The following is a 15,756-nucleotide window of genomic DNA, read 5'->3' on the forward strand; positions in this document are numbered from 1 at the left end:
AAAACTTAGCTAAAACTACCGGCTTGCCATCAGTCATATATCAGCGGTGCCAGCAGCAAAAGAGGCTAGCGAGACAACTAGAACAAGGCACCAAGCCCTCACTCACCGCTGCACCAGTCTGTGGGGCCCGGCAGAAGCCTAGCGCTGTGCCAGCGGCTTGGCCTGACGCGGCATCTCACCAACGAACAGTTGACGCGGGCGGCCAATTTTTTGCTCAGGATCAGCAATCATCTCGTTCCACTGTGCAATCCAGCCGACTGTCCGGGCCATCGCAAAGATGCAGGTGAACATTGAAGTAGGAATGCCCAGCGCGCGCTGCACGATACCAGAGTAAAAATCGACATTCGGATACAGCTTGCGCGATACGAAGTATTCGTCTTCCAGCGCGATTTTTTCAAGCGCCATCGCCAGCTTGAACAGCGGATCGTCATGCAGGCCCAGTTCTTCGAGCACTTCATGGCACGTTTCGCGCATCAGCTTCGCACGCGGATCGTAGTTTTTGTACACGCGATGGCCAAAACCCATCAGCTTCACGCCCGAGTTTTTGTCCTTCACCTGCCGGATAAACTCAGGAATGTTGTCGACTGTGCCGATTTCTTCCAGCATGTTCAGCGCTGCTTCATTCGCGCCGCCATGCGCTGGCCCCCACAGGCATGCAATCCCGGCAGCAATACAGGCAAACGGGTTGGCACCCGATGAACCCGCCAGCCGCACAGTAGACGTGGAAGCATTTTGTTCATGGTCAGCATGCAAAATCAGAATGCGGTCCAACGCACGCACCAGCACGTCATTGATTTTGTATTCTTCACACGGGTTCGAAAACATCATGTGCATGAAGTTCGCGCTATACGACAGATCATTCTTCGGATAAGCGAACGGCTGACCCGTGCTGTATTTGTAGGCCATCGCCACCAGCGTCGGCAGCTTGGCGATCATGCGAATCGCCGACACGTCGCGGTGACGCGGATTATTGATGTCGAGCGAGTCGTGATAGAACGCTGACAGCGCGCCCACAGCAGCCACCAGAATCGCCATCGGATGCGCATCACGACGGAAGCCACGGAAGAAAAAGTGCATCTGCTCGTGCACCATCGTGTGCTTCGTCACCGTATCAACGAACTCTTTCTTTTGCGCCTGATTGGGCAACTCGCCCTTCAGCAGCAAAAAGCAGGTTTCGAGAAAATCTGCGTTTTGAGCAAGGTTATCAATCGGGTAACCGCGGTACAGCAGCTCACCCTTATCGCCGTCAATATAAGTAATCGCCGAATTGCACGCCGCCGTCGACATGAAGCCCGGGTCATAAGTGAACTTGCCAGTCTGGCCATACAGCTTGCGGATGTCGATCACATCCGGACCAAGCGTGCCTTTGTAGATCGGCATTTCAACGCTCGGTGAGTTATCACTGAACGATAGTGTGGCTTTAACATCTGACGGGGTCATAGCACATCCTCAATCGAAGTAGGAATATAGGGGGCGATAATCAGCACGCCTCACGCACAGAATCTGGCAACCTCCGAAACGGCATTAAACCGCTCTTAGCAGGGCCAGCACTCGCGTGACATCCGGATCAGCTAGTTCATCTTCTGGCTCGGTACGCGCCAGCAGCAAATCCATCAGGTCGTTATCGCTCAGTTCAAGCAGGCGCGTAAGCGCGCCCACATCTGCATTGCTGAGGTCATGCTCATATCGGCTGAAAAAACGCTCGAAAATAAGATCGTTTTCCAGCAGGCCACGCCGTGCACGCCAGCGAAGGCGCGCACGGCGAAGAGGGTCCGACTGATGTGGATCAGTGTCCATCTCAGATCGCACGGCGAACCATCAATTCCTTGATCTTGCCAATCGCCTTGGTCGGATTGAGGCCCTTCGGGCACACATCGACGCAGTTCATGATCGTATGGCAGCGGAACAGACGGTACGGATCTTCAAGGTTATCCAGACGCTCACCCGTCGCTTCATCCCGGCTATCCGCGATAAAGCGGTATGCCTGCAGCAAACCAGCCGGGCCGACAAATTTGTCTGGATTCCACCAGAAACTCGGGCAAGACGTCGAGCAACTCGCGCACAAAATGCACTCGTACAGGCCATCCAGTTCATCGCGCTCTTCAGGCGACTGCAAACGCTCTTTTTCCGGCGGCGGCGTGTCGTTGATGAGATACGGGCGGATCGAGTGATACTGGTTGAAGAACTGCGTGAAATCGCAGATCAGGTCACGCACCACCGGCAAGCCAGGCAGTGGACGCAGCACGATCTTATGTGGCAAGTCGTTGAGATTGGTCAGGCAAGCCAGACCATTCTTGCCGTTGATGTTCATCGCGTCCGAACCACACACGCCTTCACGGCATGAGCGACGGAACGACAAGGTTTCATCAACTGCTTTCAGTTTGAGAAGCGCATCCAGCAACATACGTTCATGCGAGTCGATCTCGATCTCGTAGGTTTGCATGCGGGGCGCAGCGTCCTTGTCTGGATCGTAGCGGTAAATTTCAAAAATTCGCGTAGCCATTTCAATATCCTTTGACGTGTGCCTTAGAAGGTCCGCTCTTTTGGCGGCACCGATTCGACGGTCAGCGGTTGCATATGCACCGGCTTGTAGTCGAGGCGATCCCCTTCGCTGAACCACAACGTATGGCGCAGCCAGTTTTCGTCATCGCGGTGGTCGAAGTCGCTTTGCGCATGCGCACCACGGCTTTCCTTGCGAGCCTCGGCAGAGACCATGGTGGCGCGTGCCACCTCGATCAAATTCGCCAGCTCCAGTGCTTCGACGCGCGCGGTGTTAAATACCTTCGACTTGTCTTTCAGATGAATATCTTCGACGCGCTCAGCCAGTTCGCGGATTTTCTCCACGCCATCGGCCAGCAGCTTTGACGTGCGAAACACGCCCGCATGCGCCTGCATCGACGAACGGATATCGTCGGCGACGCGTTGGGTGTATTCGCCAGACGATGATTTTTCCAGCTTGTCGAGGCGCGCCAGAGAGAAATCGGCAGCATCCGCCGGCAGCGGTTTGTGCTCCTTGATGTCTTTCACGTGCTTGACGATGTGGTTGCCCGCTGCGCGGCCAAACACCACTAGATCAAGCAACGAGTTCGTACCAAGCCGGTTCGCCCCGTGCACCGAAACACATGAGCATTCGCCCACAGCATAAAAACCGTTGACTGGGTCTTCATGGCCCTTCGAGGTTCCCACCACCTGACCATGGATATTGGTCGGAATACCACCCATCTGATAATGGATAGTTGGCACGACCGGAATCGGTTCCCTGATGCAGTCGACATTCGCAAACTTCAGCGCGATTTCCCGAATCGACGGCAGGCGCTTCATGATGATGTCTGCACCGATATGCGACAGATCAAGCAGCACGTGATCCTTGTTTGGACCCACGCCACGCCCTTCCTTGATTTCCTGGTCCATTGAGCGGGAGACGAAATCGCGTGGAGCCAGATCCTTCAGCGTCGGCGCGTAGCGTTCCATGAAACGCTCGCCATCCGAGTTGCGCAAAATACCGCCTTCGCCACGCACACCTTCTGTAATCAGCACGCCCGCACCGGCTACGCCAGTTGGGTGAAACTGCCAGAACTCCATATCCTGCAGCGCAATGCCCGAACGGGCTGCCATACCCAAGCCATCGCCCGTATTGATGAAGGCATTGGTCGAAGCGGCAAAAATGCGGCCCGCACCACCAGTAGCAAAGAGTGTTGTCTTGCCTTCGAGGATATAAACCTCGCCGGTTTCCATTTCGAGCGCGGTAACGCCGAGCACATCGCCATCCGCATCGCGGATCAGATCGAGCGCCATCCACTCAACGAAAAACTGCGTTTTTGCCGCTACGTTTTGCTGATACAGCGTGTGCAACAGTGCGTGGCCGGTACGGTCAGCTGCTGCGCAGGCACGTTGCACTGATTTTTCACCGTAATTCGCAGTGTGACCACCAAACGGGCGCTGATAAATCGTGCCGTCGGCATTGCGGTCAAATGGCATACCAAAGTGTTCAAGTTCATACACCGCATTAGGCGCTTCGCGGCACATGAATTCGATCGCGTCCTGGTCACCAAGCCAGTCGGAACCCTTGATCGTGTCGTAAAAGTGGTAGTGCCAGTTGTCTTCGCTCATATTGCCGAGCGATGCGCCAATGCCGCCTTGTGCCGCGACCGTATGCGAACGCGTCGGGAACACCTTGGACAGCACGCAGACCGACAGGCCCGCACGCGCCAGTTGCAACGAGGCGCGCATTCCGGAGCCGCCCGCACCAACGATCACCACATCAAAACGGCGACGCGGCAGAGTATTTTTGATTGCAGCCATGCTTTTAAACTCTCCAGAGAATCTGCGCAGCGTAGCCCGCACAAGCGAGCAACCAGACGATAGTCAGTGCCTGAAGGATCAGGCGCAAGCTAGCGGGCTTCACGTAATCCATCCAGATATCGCGCACACCAACCCACGCGTGATAGAACAGCGCGAGCAGCGTCACGAGCGTGGCCAGCTTCATCCACTCGGTTGCAAAAATCGAGGCCCAGCCGTCGTAAGAAAACGCCTTCGCCTTAAAAAACCACACCAGCAAAATCACGGTGTAAATCGCCATGATGGCGGCCGTCACACGTTGCGCGAGCCAGTCGCGCAGACCATAGTGCGCGCCGACAACCAGGCGCTTCGAACCGATTCGGTTATTAGCTGCCATTTTTAAAATGCTCCGAATAGTTTTGCTGCGAACGCGATCGTGAGAAATGATGAGACGACCAAAACGATGACTGAAGTTAATTTGCCGCCTTTCTTTGTTACGCCAATGTGCGTATCCATCACAAGGTGACGGACACCGGCGCAAAAGTGAAACAGAAAGGCCCACGCCAGAACGAGCGTGAAGAGCTTGACGTAGATACCGGAAAGAAGCGCCTTGAACATTTCGAAGCTGAGTTCTGATGTCAGGCTTTGCTCGAAGAGATACAGCGCAAACGGCAGGGACAGGAACAACAACGCACCACTCACTCGATGCAAAATTGACACGCGCCCCGCGAGAGGAAGGCGGTATGCCGTCAATATTTGACCGATACCGATGTTCCGGTACTCCGGCCTCGGTTTTTTTACGGCTTCAGCCATACTAGACCCCTACTATGTGATAACACTAATCCGCAATTTTAGCGCTTTTTTATACCGCGTTGCAGCGAAATGCCGCCCAAACCTTCTCCAAAACACGCAACAATGTAGCTTTCGCATGGCTTTCCGCCCGCCAGCAAACGCCGCAACCACGCCACAGCGGCGATGTGCCATGCATCGACTCAATCCGCTTTTAGCTCAGATCATTCTGATAATGGTATCCAGTCGTCACATACCAGCCGCGGCGCACCTCAACTGGCCGGTCACCATAGGTATAAGAAATTCGCTCTACTGACAGCAACGGAAACCCCGGCGCCACATGTAGATGAGCGGCAACCGCAGGGTCTGCTGCAACTGCACGGATTTTCTCTGACGCGCGAATCATCCGCGTGCCAAATTCGGTTTCAAACATTGCGTACAGCGGGCCTTTGTAGTCCGCGAGGCGCTCAAGCGTCAAGCCACGAAAGACACTGCCTGGCAGCCAGATTTCATCGAGAACCGTGGTTTCGCCGTCGAACTGCAGCAAGCGTTTAATCAACACCACCGGGTCAGCGGGCTTCAGTTCAAGCTGGCGAGCGATTTCTGCCGGGGCGCGCAGACGGCGGCACTCAAGCAGATGACTGATGTGCGGGTGTTCGTCGCCATCATCAGCGAGCAGGCGTAAAAAGCGGAATTGCGCGCGGTCTTCATTGTGCGTCGCAACAAATGTTCCTTTGCCCTGACGGCGCACCAGCAGGTTTTCTGCAGCGAGTTCGTCAATGGCTTTGCGCACTGTGCCCTGACTGACTTTATAACGAGCCGCCAGTTCGACTTCGCTGGGAATCATCTCGCCAGGCTTCCATTCACCCGATTCAAGACTTTGTGTGATGAGCCCTTTGATCTGCTGGTACAACGGGCTAAATGTGGGTGAAACCGCAGGAGCAGGCGTGGATTCGCCTGCTGCGTCTGACGGATGTGTGATGCCCGCTGGGTTGGAAGTCATCCGCGCATTTCATCATGAAGCACAACCCCGAGTCCAGAATTTTCCCCGCCATGACTTATGTCTTATATAAGACATAAGATAATGTTGACTTTGTCTGCGACGACTCCTACACTCCTTCGCAAGCAAGGGTCCGCGGTTTTTTGGCCCTATTTTTTTGCAGATTTATCGTCCGCTTTTAGGCATCGCGCCTCACGTCATGTCTGTCCGTTATCCTGTCAAACACCCGTGCCAACGCATCCTTTCAGCGCGCTGCATGCGGCAAATTCCGCCGTATTTCACCAACGCTACGCGTAACGCACAGATAGAATGGCGTTTTTCCTAGCGTCCCACGTATTGTCTCGGAGATTTCTCAATGGCTAAGCCCGCAAAGCGCGTTGCCGTCACCGGCGCCGCAGGTCAAATCGGTTACTCACTGCTGTTTCGCATCGCCAACGGCGACATGCTCGGCAAAGACCAGCCGGTCATCTTGCAACTTCTTGACTTGCCGCAAGCGCAAGCAGCCGTCAAAGGCGTCGTCATGGAGCTTGAAGACTGCGCGTTCCCACTGCTTGCTGGCGTAGTGGTCACCGACGATCCCAAAGTGGCATTCAAAGATGCAGACGTCGCACTCCTGGTCGGTGCCCGTCCCCGCTCGAAAGGCATGGAGCGCAAAGATCTGCTGTCAGCCAACGCTGAAATTTTCACCGTCCAGGGCAAGGCACTGAACGAAGTCGCCAGCCGCGACGTCCGCGTGCTGGTAGTCGGCAATCCGGCTAACACCAACGCCTACATCGCCATGAAGTCGGCCCCTGATCTGCCGAAGAAAAACTTCACCGCAATGCTGCGCCTCGATCACAACCGCGCGCTGTCACAACTGGCTGCCAAATCGGGCAAACCCGTCGCTGCAATCGAAAAACTCGCGGTCTGGGGCAACCACTCGCCCACCATGTATCCCGATTTCCGCGTTGCCACCGTTGAAGGTCAATCGCTGACCAAGCTCATCAACGATGACGAATGGAATCGCAATACGTTCATCCCCACCGTCGGCAAACGCGGCGCGGCAATCATCGAAGCGCGCGGCCTGTCGTCAGCGGCTTCCGCAGCTAACGCCGCCATAGATCATGTGCACGACTGGGTGCTGGGTTCGAATGGCAAGTGGGTCACGATGGGCATTCCGTCAGATGGCTCGTATGGCATTCCCGCCGATATCGTCTACGGCGTGCCCGTCACCTGCGAAAACGGCGAGTACAAGCGCGTGGAAGGACTCGAGATCGACGCGTTCTCCCGTGAAAAAATGGATCACACGCTGAACGAGCTGCTCGAAGAGCGCGACGGCGTCCAGCATCTGTTGGGCTAACGCGGCGTGCCAAAAACCGGAATCCCGTCGGCCACTGGCGGATTCCGGTTATTTTTCGTGCGCGGCGGCACACGGCTTGCTTCACCTGCGATAGCACACATGAAGCGCCCGCCCCGCACTCCGGCTCCGTGTGCCACTGAAACTAAAACTGATTCGAGTACGTTTTGCCTGGCAGCCAGATCCGTGCGCCAAGCCACGCGATCATGCAGAACGCACTCCAGTCAGATTCCCCTACTCTCCTTTCTGACCTGACGCTGAAAATGCGCGCCCTCACTCCCGCCGAAGTGCTGTTTGACGGCGAAGCGCCGCCCCGCATTCTGCCGGCCTGCGATCACTACGCTGGCAGCGAAAAGCTAATGCTGAAATCGCTCGCGCTTCAGCAACAGCTCGGTCCGGTATTTGATGTCACGCTCGATTGCGAAGATGGCGCGCAAGTCGGCCACGAAACCGAACACGCGGAACAAGTCGCTTCGCTGCTGGGCAGTGAGCACGATGCGTTTGGGCGCGTCGGTGTGCGCATCCACGATTTTCATCACCCACACTGGCGCGACGACGTGCGCACGATTTTGCGTGCTGCCAAATCCCCTCCGGCGTACATCACCTTGCCTAAAATTGGCTGCGTTCCTGACGCGGCTGAGATGTGCGCGTTCATCGAGGCCACCCGGAGAGAACTGGGTCTTGCTCAGCCCATTGCCTTGCAGGTGCTGATTGAAACCCATGGCGCGCTAGCACACGTATTCGAGCTCGCCGCACTGCCCGGTGTCGAAGCGCTCAGTTTCGGCCTGATGGATTTTGTCTCAGCGCACCACGGCGCGATTCCTGACAGCGCGATGCGCTCGCCAGGCCAGTTTGACCATCCGCTGGTCGCCCGCGCCAAGCTCAACCTCTCCGCTGCTTGCCATGCGCATGGCAAAACCCCATCGCACAACGTCACCACCGAGGTCCGCGATCTCAACGTCGTGGCCAGCGACGCGGCCCGCGCCCGCGATACGTTCGGCTATACGCGGATGTGGAGCATTCATCCAGCACAAGTGCCCGCCATCGTCGCGGCATTTGCGCCGCGCGACGAAGAAATCACCCTCGCCGCCGAAATTTTGCTAGCGGCACAATCCGCTCAATGGGGCCCAACACGCCACCGCGATACCTTGCACGACCGCGCCAGCTATCGCTATTACTGGTCAGTCCTGCGCCGCGCGCACACGGCAGGCCGCACCGTGCCGGACGAAACCACACGCTTCTTCACCACGACCCTCCTGACCGGGACCACCACCTCATGACCCTGACGAAGCCCTCTTCCGCTGGCGCGGCATTTCGCGCAGCGGTTGCCTCTGAAAATCCGTTACAGGTCGTCGGCACGATCAACGCTAACCATGCGCTGCTGGCACAACGAGCGGGTTTCAAGGCGCTGTATGTTTCAGGAGGCGGGGTCGCGGCAGGCTCGCTCGGCTTGCCAGATCTGGGTATCTCGACCCTCGATGATGTGCTGACCGATGTGCGCAGGATTACCGATGTCTGCGATCTGCCGTTGCTGGTCGATGTCGATACAGGCTTCGGGCCCTCGGCGTTCAATATCGCGCGGACCGTCAAGGCACTAACCAAAGCCGGTGCAGGCGCTATGCATATCGAAGACCAGGTAGGTGCCAAACGCTGCGGCCACCGGCCAGGCAAGGCGATTGTGACGCTGGCGGAAATGGTGGATCGCATCAAGGCCGCAGTCGATGCACGCACCGATCCCGAGTTCGTCATCATGGCGCGCACGGATGCACTGGCGGTTGATGGTCTGCAAGCTGCTATCGACCGCGCTGCCGCGTGCGTCGAAGCGGGTGCGGACATGATTTTTCCTGAAGCCATGACCGAACTCGCCATGTACCGGCACTTCTCCCAGGCCGTGCGCGTGCCGATCCTCGCCAATATCACCGAGTTCGGCTCGACTCCGCTGTTCACCGTCGATGAATTGCGCAGCGCGGATGTGTCACTGGTGCTGTACCCGCTCTCAGCATTTCGCGCGATGAACCGTGCGGCCGAAAACGTCTATCACGCAATCCGCCGCGACGGCACACAGCAAGCCGTGCTCGATACCATGCAGACCCGCGCTGAGCTCTACGACAGCATCGGCTATCACGCTTACGAGCAAAAGCTCGACGCGCTGTTCAACCAGAAAACGTCAGCAGCCTTGACAGGAGATGAGCGGAAATGAGCGATACGACACCCGCAATCACTAGCGCCCAGGGTGCCAGTGGTTTCAAGCCAAAAAAGTCCGTCGCACTCTCCGGTGTAACGGCGGGCAACACCGCGCTGTGCACCGTTGGCAAAACCGGGAACGATTTGCACTATCGCGGCTACGACATTCTCGATATCGCCAGCACCTGCGAGTTCGAAGAGATCGCCTATCTGCTGATCCACGAAACCTTGCCCACCGCCACCGAGCTGCGCGCGTATAAAACCCGGCTGAAATCGCTCCGCGGCCTGCCTGCCAATCTGAAAGCCGCGCTCGAATGGCTTCCCGCATCGGCTCACCCAATGGACGTGATGCGCACTGGTGTATCAGTGCTCGGCACGATCCTGCCCGAGAAAGACGATCACAGCCTGCCCGGCGCACGCGACATCGCCGACCGGCTGATCGCCTCGCTCGGTTCAATGCTGCTGTACTGGTATCACTATTCGCATAACGGCCGGCGCATTGAGGTCGAAACTGACGACGACTCGATTGGCGGCCATTTTCTGCATTTGCTGCACGGCACCGCACCCGCGAAATCCTGGGTCCAAGCCATGCATACCTCGCTCAATCTCTACGCCGAACATGAATTCAACGCGTCCACGTTCACCGGTCGCGTCATCGCTGGCACGGGCTCGGACATGTACTCGGCCATCACCGGCGCAATCGGTGCGCTGCGCGGCCCGAAGCACGGCGGTGCCAACGAAGTCGCGTTCGACATCCAGTCGCGCTACAACAGCCCCGACGAAGCCGAAGCCGATATCCGCCGCCGGGTCGACAACAAGGAAGTCGTGATCGGTTTCGGTCATCCGGTCTATACCATCGCCGATCCGCGCAACAAGATCATCAAGGAAGTGGCGCGCACACTATCCAAAGAAGCGGGCAATCTGAAACTGTTCGGTATTGCAGAACGACTCGAACAGGTGATGTGGGACGCCAAAAAGATGTTCCCGAATCTCGACTGGTTTAGCGCGGTGTCGTATCACCAGATGGGCGTGCCTACTGCGATGTTCACACCGTTGTTTGTGATAGCCCGCACTGCTGGCTGGAGCGCGCACGTCATCGAGCAGCGCATCGACAACAAGATCATCCGGCCCAGCGCGCATTACACCGGCCCGGACAATTTAAAGTTCGTGCCATTAAATAAGCGAAAATAGCGCCCGCTGCCCGCTTCAGGGGTAGATAAACAGCTTGCGCTTCACTGTTATGCCGCCCATGCCAACCACGCATTACCCGGTTTCATTTATCTCCAATAGAGGTCTTTACATGAAAAAACTGTTGATCGTCGCCCTGACTGGCGCCCTGTCCACGACGATGCTCGTCGCCGCACCTGGCGCGTTTGCGCAAACGGCAACGACAGCACCGGCCAAAGCCGCTGCCAAAAAGGCCGCCCCCAAGGCACCGGCCCCCAAAAAGCGCCTCATCAAGCGCAAAGCCAATCCCGCCAAAGCCGCCGCGCTTGATCCAGTACCGGAAGGCGCAGAAAAATGGTCCTGCAAGGACGGTCTCGCATTCGAGCTGAAAGGCGATATGAAGCGTGACCAGATCGTCACCGTGCATTGGGGCAACAAGAACTACCACTTGCCACGCCAGGCAACCACCACGGGTGCAGACCGCTTCCACGACGCCGCAAGCGGAATGGATCTGGTTGTCATCCCAACCAAGGCCATGCTGTTCTCCGATAAAGACAGCGCCCGTCTGGCAGACGAATGCCAAACAGCCGCCATGCAACAAGGCGCGCCAGCCCCGACGCAATCGAACGCCATCGACAAAACCGGCCAGTAATTTCACTTTTTTTTCAGGAAGCCTCGATGTCCGCACCGATCTCCAATGTCCGGCCTGAACCCGATTCCGTTCTGGTCGATATCGTCGATTACGTTCTGCACTACGGCGTCGACAGCAAGCTCGCGCTGGAAACCGCGCGCAACTGCCTGATTGATACGCTCGGCTGCGGACTCGAAGCATTGACCTACCCGGCCTGCACCAAGCTGATGGGGCCGATCGTCCCAGGCACGATCGTGCCGCACGGTGCGAAGGTGCCTGGGACGTCCTTTCAGCTTGACCCAGTGCAAGCCGCGTTCAATATCGGCACGATGATCCGCTGGCTGGATTTCAACGACACCTGGCTGGCCGCTGAATGGGGTCATCCGTCGGACAATCTCGGCGGCATCCTGGCCACTGCCGACTGGCTCTCACGCAATGCCGCCGCAGTGGGCAAAGCTCCTCTGACGATGAAAGACGTGCTGGTCGCCATGGTCAAGGCGCACGAAATTCAAGGCTGTATCGCGCTGGAAAATTCGTTTAACAAAGTCGGGCTGGACCACGTGCTGCTGGTCAAGCTCGCATCAACGGCAGTGGTGGGCCAGATGCTCGGCCTCACGCGCGACGAATTAATCAATGCCGTGTCGCTGTCGTTTGTTGATGGTCAGGCACTGCGCACCTACCGTCACGCACCCAATACGGGTTCGCGCAAATCGTGGGCAGCAGGCGATGCAACCTCGCGCGGGGTACGTCTCGCACTCATCGCTAAAACAGGCGAAATGGGCTATCCGTCCGTGCTCAGCGCGAAAACATGGGGCTTTTACGACGTGCTGTTCAACGGCAAGGCATTTGCTTTTCAGCGGCCGTATGGCACGTATGTGATGGAAAATGTGTTGTTCAAAATTTCGTTTCCGGCTGAATTCCACTCGCAGACTGCGGTAGAAGCGGCCATGACGCTGCACGGCGCACTACGCGCAGCAGGCCGCTCGGCTGCGGATATCCGCAAGATCACGATTCGCACGCATGAAGCGGCGATTCGCATCATCGACAAAAAAGGGCCGCTGAATAACCCGGCGGACCGCGATCACTGCCTCCAGTACATGATCGCCGTGCCGCTGATCCATGGCCGTCTGACCGCCGCTGATTACGAAGACGCGATTGCACAAGACCCCCGCATCGACGCGCTGCGCGACAAGATGGAATGCATCGAAGATGCGCAATTTACGCGCGACTATCACGATCCGGAAAAACGCTCGATCGCCAATGCGCTGACGGTCGAGTTCAATGATGGCTCGGTCTTCGATGAAGTCATCGTCGAATATCCGATAGGCCACAAACGCCGTCGCGCCGATGGCATTCCATTGCTGGTCGAGAAATTCCGCACCAATCTGGCGCGCCGGTTTCCATCGAAGCAGCAACAGGCGATTCTCGATGTTTCGCTGGACCAGGCAAAGCTTGAAGCGATGCCAGTTCACGAATACGTCGATTTGTACGTGATCTAGCGCAAGCATGTAGCTTGTTTGTGTCATCTCCACGCCCCAAAGATCATAAAAGGGAAAACATCATGGCCCACAACCTCCACAAAACACTCAAAGAATTCGACAGCGGTTCCGGTACCGGCAAGTTCTATTCATTGCCGCAGCTTGGTCGGGCGCTGAACGTCAAGATCGAACGCCTGCCGGTATCCATCCGCATCGTGCTGGAATCGGTACTGCGTAATTACGACGGCAAAAAAATCGCCGAAGAACACATTCAGCAACTGGCGAACTGGAAGCCAAACGCGGCGCGCGTCGATGAAATCCCGTTCGTTGTGTCGCGCGTGGTGTTGCAGGATTTCACCGGTGTCCCGCTGCTGGCCGATATCGCGGCAATGCGCGGCGTCGCCAAACGCGCCGGCAAAAATCCTAAATCCATCGAGCCGCTGGTGCCGGTCGATCTGGTGGTCGATCACTCGGTGCAGATTGATTACTTCCGTCAGAAAGACGCGCTCGATCTGAATATGAAGCTGGAATTCCAGCGCAATAACGAGCGCTACCAGTTCATGAAATGGGGCATGCAAGCCTTCGATACGTTCAAGGTCGTGCCGCCAGGTGTGGGCATCGTGCACCAGGTGAACCTCGAATATCTGGCGCGTGGCGTGCACAAGAAAGCCGACGGCAGCGACACCGTGTACTACCCGGATACGCTGGTCGGCACCGACAGCCACACAACGATGATTAACGGCATCGGCGTCGTGGGCTGGGGAGTGGGCGGCATTGAAGCCGAAGCAGGCATGCTCGGCCAGCCGGTGTATTTCCTCACGCCTGACGTGGTGGGTGTCGAGCTCAAAGGCAAGATTCGGGAAGGCGTGACGGCAACCGATCTGGTGCTAACCGTAACCGAGCTGCTGCGCAAGGCAAAGGTTGTCGGCAAGTTCGTTGAATTCTTCGGCGAAGGCACGAAATCGCTGTCGCTACCAGACCGCGCAACCATCGGCAACATGGCACCGGAATACGGCGCAACCATGGGCTTTTTCCCGGTAGATGAAAAAACCATTGATTACTTCAAGGGCACTGGCCGCACCGATGCCGAAATCGCTGCGTTCGAAAGCTACTTCAAGGCGCAAAAACTGTTCGGCATTCCAAAGGCTGGCGAGATTGACTACACGACCGTCGTGACACTCGATCTCGGCTCGGTCACCCCTTCGCTGGCGGGCCCGAAACGTCCTCAAGACCGGATTGAAATCGGCCACGTGAAAGCCACCTTCGGCGACCTCTTCTCGAAGCCGGTTAGCGAAAATGGTTTCGCCAAGAAAGCCGCTGACCTCGACGCGCAATACACCACGTCGAACGGCGTAGACGTGAAAAATGGCGACATTCTGATCGCAGCCATCACCTCTTGTACCAACACATCAAACCCAAGCGTGCTGCTCGCCGCTGGCCTGCTGGCCAAAAAAGCCGTTGAAGCCGGGCTGAGCGTCGCACCGCACATCAAGACCTCGCTGGCACCAGGCTCGCGCATCGTCACCGAGTACCTAACCAAAACGGGCTTGCTGCCATACCTGGACAAACTGGGCTTCACACTAGCGGCGTATGGCTGCACGACCTGTATCGGTAACGCGGGCGATCTAACGCCTGAGTTGAACGACGCCATCGTCAAAAACGACATCGTCGCGGCTGCGGTGCTGTCGGGCAACCGCAACTTCGAAGCCCGGATTCACCCGAACATCCGCGCCAACTTCCTCGCCTCGCCGCCGCTGGTAGTAGCCTACGCCATCGCCGGCAATATCACGCGTGACCTGATGACCGAGCCAGTGGGCAAAGGCAAGGGCGGCAAGGACGTCTACCTCGGCGATATCTGGCCAACCAGCGACGAAGTCAATGCGCTGCTGAAGTTCGCGCTCGATCCTGAGGCATTCCGTAAAAACTACGCGCACCTGACCAAAAAGGGCGACCTGTGGAGCAAGATCGAGGGCGAAGACGGCCAAGTCTACGACTGGCCAAAATCGACCTACATCGCTGAGCCACCGTTCTTCGGCAAGGATTTCTCGATGCAACCGGCGGACAGCATCGCGGCTGTCACCGGTGCCCGGGCGCTCGGCATTTTCGGTGATTCGGTGACCACCGACCACATCAGCCCAGCCGGTTCGATCAAGGAAGACTCGCCAGCAGGCAAATGGCTCAAGGCCAACGGCGTGCAGAAAGCGGACTTCAACAGCTACGGTTCACGGCGCGGCAATCACGATGTGATGATGCGCGGCACGTTCGCCAACGTACGGATCAAGAACTTGATGATCCCGCTGAAAGCCGATGGCTCACGTGTTGAAGGTGGCTTGACGATTCACCAGCCAAGCGGCGAACAACTATCGATTTACGATGCCGCGATGAAGTACGTTGATGCAGGCACGCAAACCGTCGTGTTCGCGGGCGAAGAGTACGGCACAGGCTCATCACGCGACTGGGCCGCTAAAGGCACGCAGTTGCTTGGCGTCAAGGCTGTGATCGCACGCAGCTTCGAGCGGATTCACCGTTCCAATCTGGTCGGGATGGGCGTGCTGCCATTGCAGTTCAAAGGGCTGGATAGCGTGCAATCGCTGAACATCACCGGCGAAGAAACCTACGACATCGAAGGCCTCGGCAATGACTTCAAGCCGCAGCAGGAAGTGACGCTGGTGATTCACCGCAAGGATGGCAAGACGCAACGTGTGCAGGTTTTGCTGCGCATTGATACGCCTATTGAAGTCGATTACTACAAGCACGGTGGCATCTTGCCGTTTGTGCTGCGTTCATTGCTCGCGGCGTGATGTTTAGCGTTAGCCGCTAGCGTCTGGCTTTTTGCGCAGTCGTTAAAAACCCGCTTCACGTGTTCACGTTGAAGCGGGTTTTTTATTAAACA

Annotated in this window: 14 protein-coding genes; 7 read left to right on the forward strand and 7 right to left on the reverse strand. The window is 57.1% G+C overall.

Translation table 11 applies throughout. The annotated features are described in order from the left end of the window. Positions 1-138 precede the first annotated feature (138 nt). The 7 genes from gltA to GH656_RS17295 all read right to left on the reverse strand — a co-directional run bounded on the left by gltA (position 139) and on the right by GH656_RS17295 (position 6,070). Positions 139-1,440 (reverse strand): citrate synthase, encoded by a 1,302-nt coding sequence (gene gltA, locus GH656_RS17265; RefSeq protein ID WP_153077250.1) that lies wholly within the window; start codon positions 1,438-1,440, stop codon positions 139-141. Positions 1,441-1,524: 84 nt separating this feature from the next. Continuing rightward, positions 1,525-1,797, reverse strand: a complete 273-nt coding sequence (locus tag GH656_RS17270; protein WP_153077251.1) for an FAD assembly factor SdhE — start codon at positions 1,795-1,797, stop codon at positions 1,525-1,527. A 1-nt stretch (position 1,798) separates the two neighbouring features. Continuing rightward, complete coding sequence (locus GH656_RS17275; RefSeq protein WP_153077252.1) at positions 1,799-2,503, reverse strand: succinate dehydrogenase iron-sulfur subunit; 705 nt, start codon at positions 2,501-2,503, stop codon at positions 1,799-1,801. 23 nt (positions 2,504-2,526) lie between these two features. Next, positions 2,527-4,302, reverse strand: coding sequence for a succinate dehydrogenase flavoprotein subunit (sdhA, locus tag GH656_RS17280; RefSeq protein ID WP_153077253.1), 1,776 nt, complete (start codon positions 4,300-4,302; stop codon positions 2,527-2,529). Between the two features lie 4 nt (positions 4,303-4,306). Beyond that, positions 4,307-4,675: a succinate dehydrogenase, hydrophobic membrane anchor protein gene (gene sdhD / locus GH656_RS17285; RefSeq protein ID WP_153077254.1), complete on the reverse strand. Its 369-nt coding sequence runs from the start codon at positions 4,673-4,675 to the stop codon at positions 4,307-4,309. A gap of 2 nt (positions 4,676-4,677) precedes the next feature. Beyond that, positions 4,678-5,091: a succinate dehydrogenase, cytochrome b556 subunit gene (gene sdhC, locus GH656_RS17290; RefSeq protein WP_153077255.1), complete on the reverse strand. Its 414-nt coding sequence runs from the start codon at positions 5,089-5,091 to the stop codon at positions 4,678-4,680. Between the two features lie 190 nt (positions 5,092-5,281). Further along, entirely contained in the window at positions 5,282-6,070 is a 789-nt protein-coding gene (locus tag GH656_RS17295; RefSeq protein WP_153077256.1) for a GntR family transcriptional regulator, read from the reverse strand. A 352-nt stretch (positions 6,071-6,422) separates the two neighbouring features. On the opposite strand from GH656_RS17295, the gene GH656_RS17300 reads away from it, so the two are divergent. From GH656_RS17300 to acnA, 7 genes are all read left to right on the forward strand, one after another. Continuing rightward, on the forward strand, positions 6,423-7,406 hold the full coding sequence (locus GH656_RS17300; RefSeq protein ID WP_153077257.1) for a malate dehydrogenase: 984 nt from the start codon (positions 6,423-6,425) through the stop codon (positions 7,404-7,406). Positions 7,407-7,666: 260 nt separating this feature from the next. Further along, positions 7,667-8,683, forward strand: a complete 1,017-nt coding sequence (locus tag GH656_RS17305) for an HpcH/HpaI aldolase/citrate lyase family protein (RefSeq protein WP_153077258.1) — start codon at positions 7,667-7,669, stop codon at positions 8,681-8,683. Beyond that, positions 8,680-9,603 carry a methylisocitrate lyase gene (gene prpB, locus GH656_RS17310; protein WP_153077259.1) on the forward strand — a complete coding sequence of 308 codons (924 nt, stop codon included), beginning with the start codon at positions 8,680-8,682 and terminating at the stop codon, positions 9,601-9,603. The genes GH656_RS17305 and prpB overlap by 4 nt, the downstream gene beginning before the upstream one ends. Next, the gene (gene prpC / locus GH656_RS17315; protein ID WP_153077260.1) at positions 9,600-10,778 is read left to right on the forward strand and encodes a bifunctional 2-methylcitrate synthase/citrate synthase; all 1,179 of its coding nucleotides are present in this window, start codon (positions 9,600-9,602) and stop codon (positions 10,776-10,778) included. Before prpB ends, prpC begins: the two co-directional genes overlap by 4 nt. Before the next feature lie 109 nt (positions 10,779-10,887). After that, positions 10,888-11,406: a hypothetical protein gene (locus tag GH656_RS17320; protein ID WP_153077261.1), complete on the forward strand. Its 519-nt coding sequence runs from the start codon at positions 10,888-10,890 to the stop codon at positions 11,404-11,406. Positions 11,407-11,432: 26 nt separating this feature from the next. Continuing rightward, entirely contained in the window at positions 11,433-12,884 is a 1,452-nt protein-coding gene (locus GH656_RS17325; protein ID WP_153077262.1) for a bifunctional 2-methylcitrate dehydratase/aconitate hydratase, read from the forward strand. 62 nt (positions 12,885-12,946) lie between these two features. After that, positions 12,947-15,664, forward strand: coding sequence for an aconitate hydratase AcnA (gene acnA / locus GH656_RS17330; RefSeq protein ID WP_153077263.1), 2,718 nt, complete (start codon positions 12,947-12,949; stop codon positions 15,662-15,664). The last annotated feature ends 92 nt before the right edge of the window (positions 15,665-15,756 follow it).

Source organism: Paraburkholderia bonniea, from assembly GCF_009455625.1.
Taxonomy (GTDB): domain Bacteria; phylum Pseudomonadota; class Gammaproteobacteria; order Burkholderiales; family Burkholderiaceae; genus Paraburkholderia; species Paraburkholderia bonniea.

What these genes read in the sequence shown, in the direction of transcription:
- GH656_RS17275 (WP_153077252.1), bottom strand. Translation starts at nt 2,503, where the DNA reads ATGGCTACGCGAATTTTTGAAATTTACCGCTACGATCCAGACAAGGAC.
- sdhD (WP_153077254.1), bottom strand. Translation starts at nt 4,675, where the DNA reads ATGGCAGCTAATAACCGAATCGGTTCGAAGCGCCTGGTTGTCGGCGCG.
- GH656_RS17270 (WP_153077251.1), bottom strand. Translation starts at nt 1,797, where the DNA reads ATGGACACTGATCCACATCAGTCGGACCCTCTTCGCCGTGCGCGCCTT.
- sdhA (WP_153077253.1), bottom strand. Translation starts at nt 4,302, where the DNA reads ATGGCTGCAATCAAAAATACTCTGCCGCGTCGCCGTTTTGATGTGGTG.
- prpC (WP_153077260.1), top strand. Translation starts at nt 9,600, where the DNA reads ATGAGCGATACGACACCCGCAATCACTAGCGCCCAGGGTGCCAGTGGT.
- sdhC (WP_153077255.1), bottom strand. Translation starts at nt 5,091, where the DNA reads ATGGCTGAAGCCGTAAAAAAACCGAGGCCGGAGTACCGGAACATCGGT.
- prpB (WP_153077259.1), top strand. Translation starts at nt 8,680, where the DNA reads ATGACCCTGACGAAGCCCTCTTCCGCTGGCGCGGCATTTCGCGCAGCG.
- GH656_RS17295 (WP_153077256.1), bottom strand. Translation starts at nt 6,070, where the DNA reads ATGACTTCCAACCCAGCGGGCATCACACATCCGTCAGACGCAGCAGGC.
- gltA (WP_153077250.1), bottom strand. Translation starts at nt 1,440, where the DNA reads ATGACCCCGTCAGATGTTAAAGCCACACTATCGTTCAGTGATAACTCA.
- acnA (WP_153077263.1), top strand. Translation starts at nt 12,947, where the DNA reads ATGGCCCACAACCTCCACAAAACACTCAAAGAATTCGACAGCGGTTCC.
- GH656_RS17305 (WP_153077258.1), top strand. Translation starts at nt 7,667, where the DNA reads ATGCGCGCCCTCACTCCCGCCGAAGTGCTGTTTGACGGCGAAGCGCCG.
- GH656_RS17320 (WP_153077261.1), top strand. Translation starts at nt 10,888, where the DNA reads ATGAAAAAACTGTTGATCGTCGCCCTGACTGGCGCCCTGTCCACGACG.
- GH656_RS17325 (WP_153077262.1), top strand. Translation starts at nt 11,433, where the DNA reads ATGTCCGCACCGATCTCCAATGTCCGGCCTGAACCCGATTCCGTTCTG.
- GH656_RS17300 (WP_153077257.1), top strand. Translation starts at nt 6,423, where the DNA reads ATGGCTAAGCCCGCAAAGCGCGTTGCCGTCACCGGCGCCGCAGGTCAA.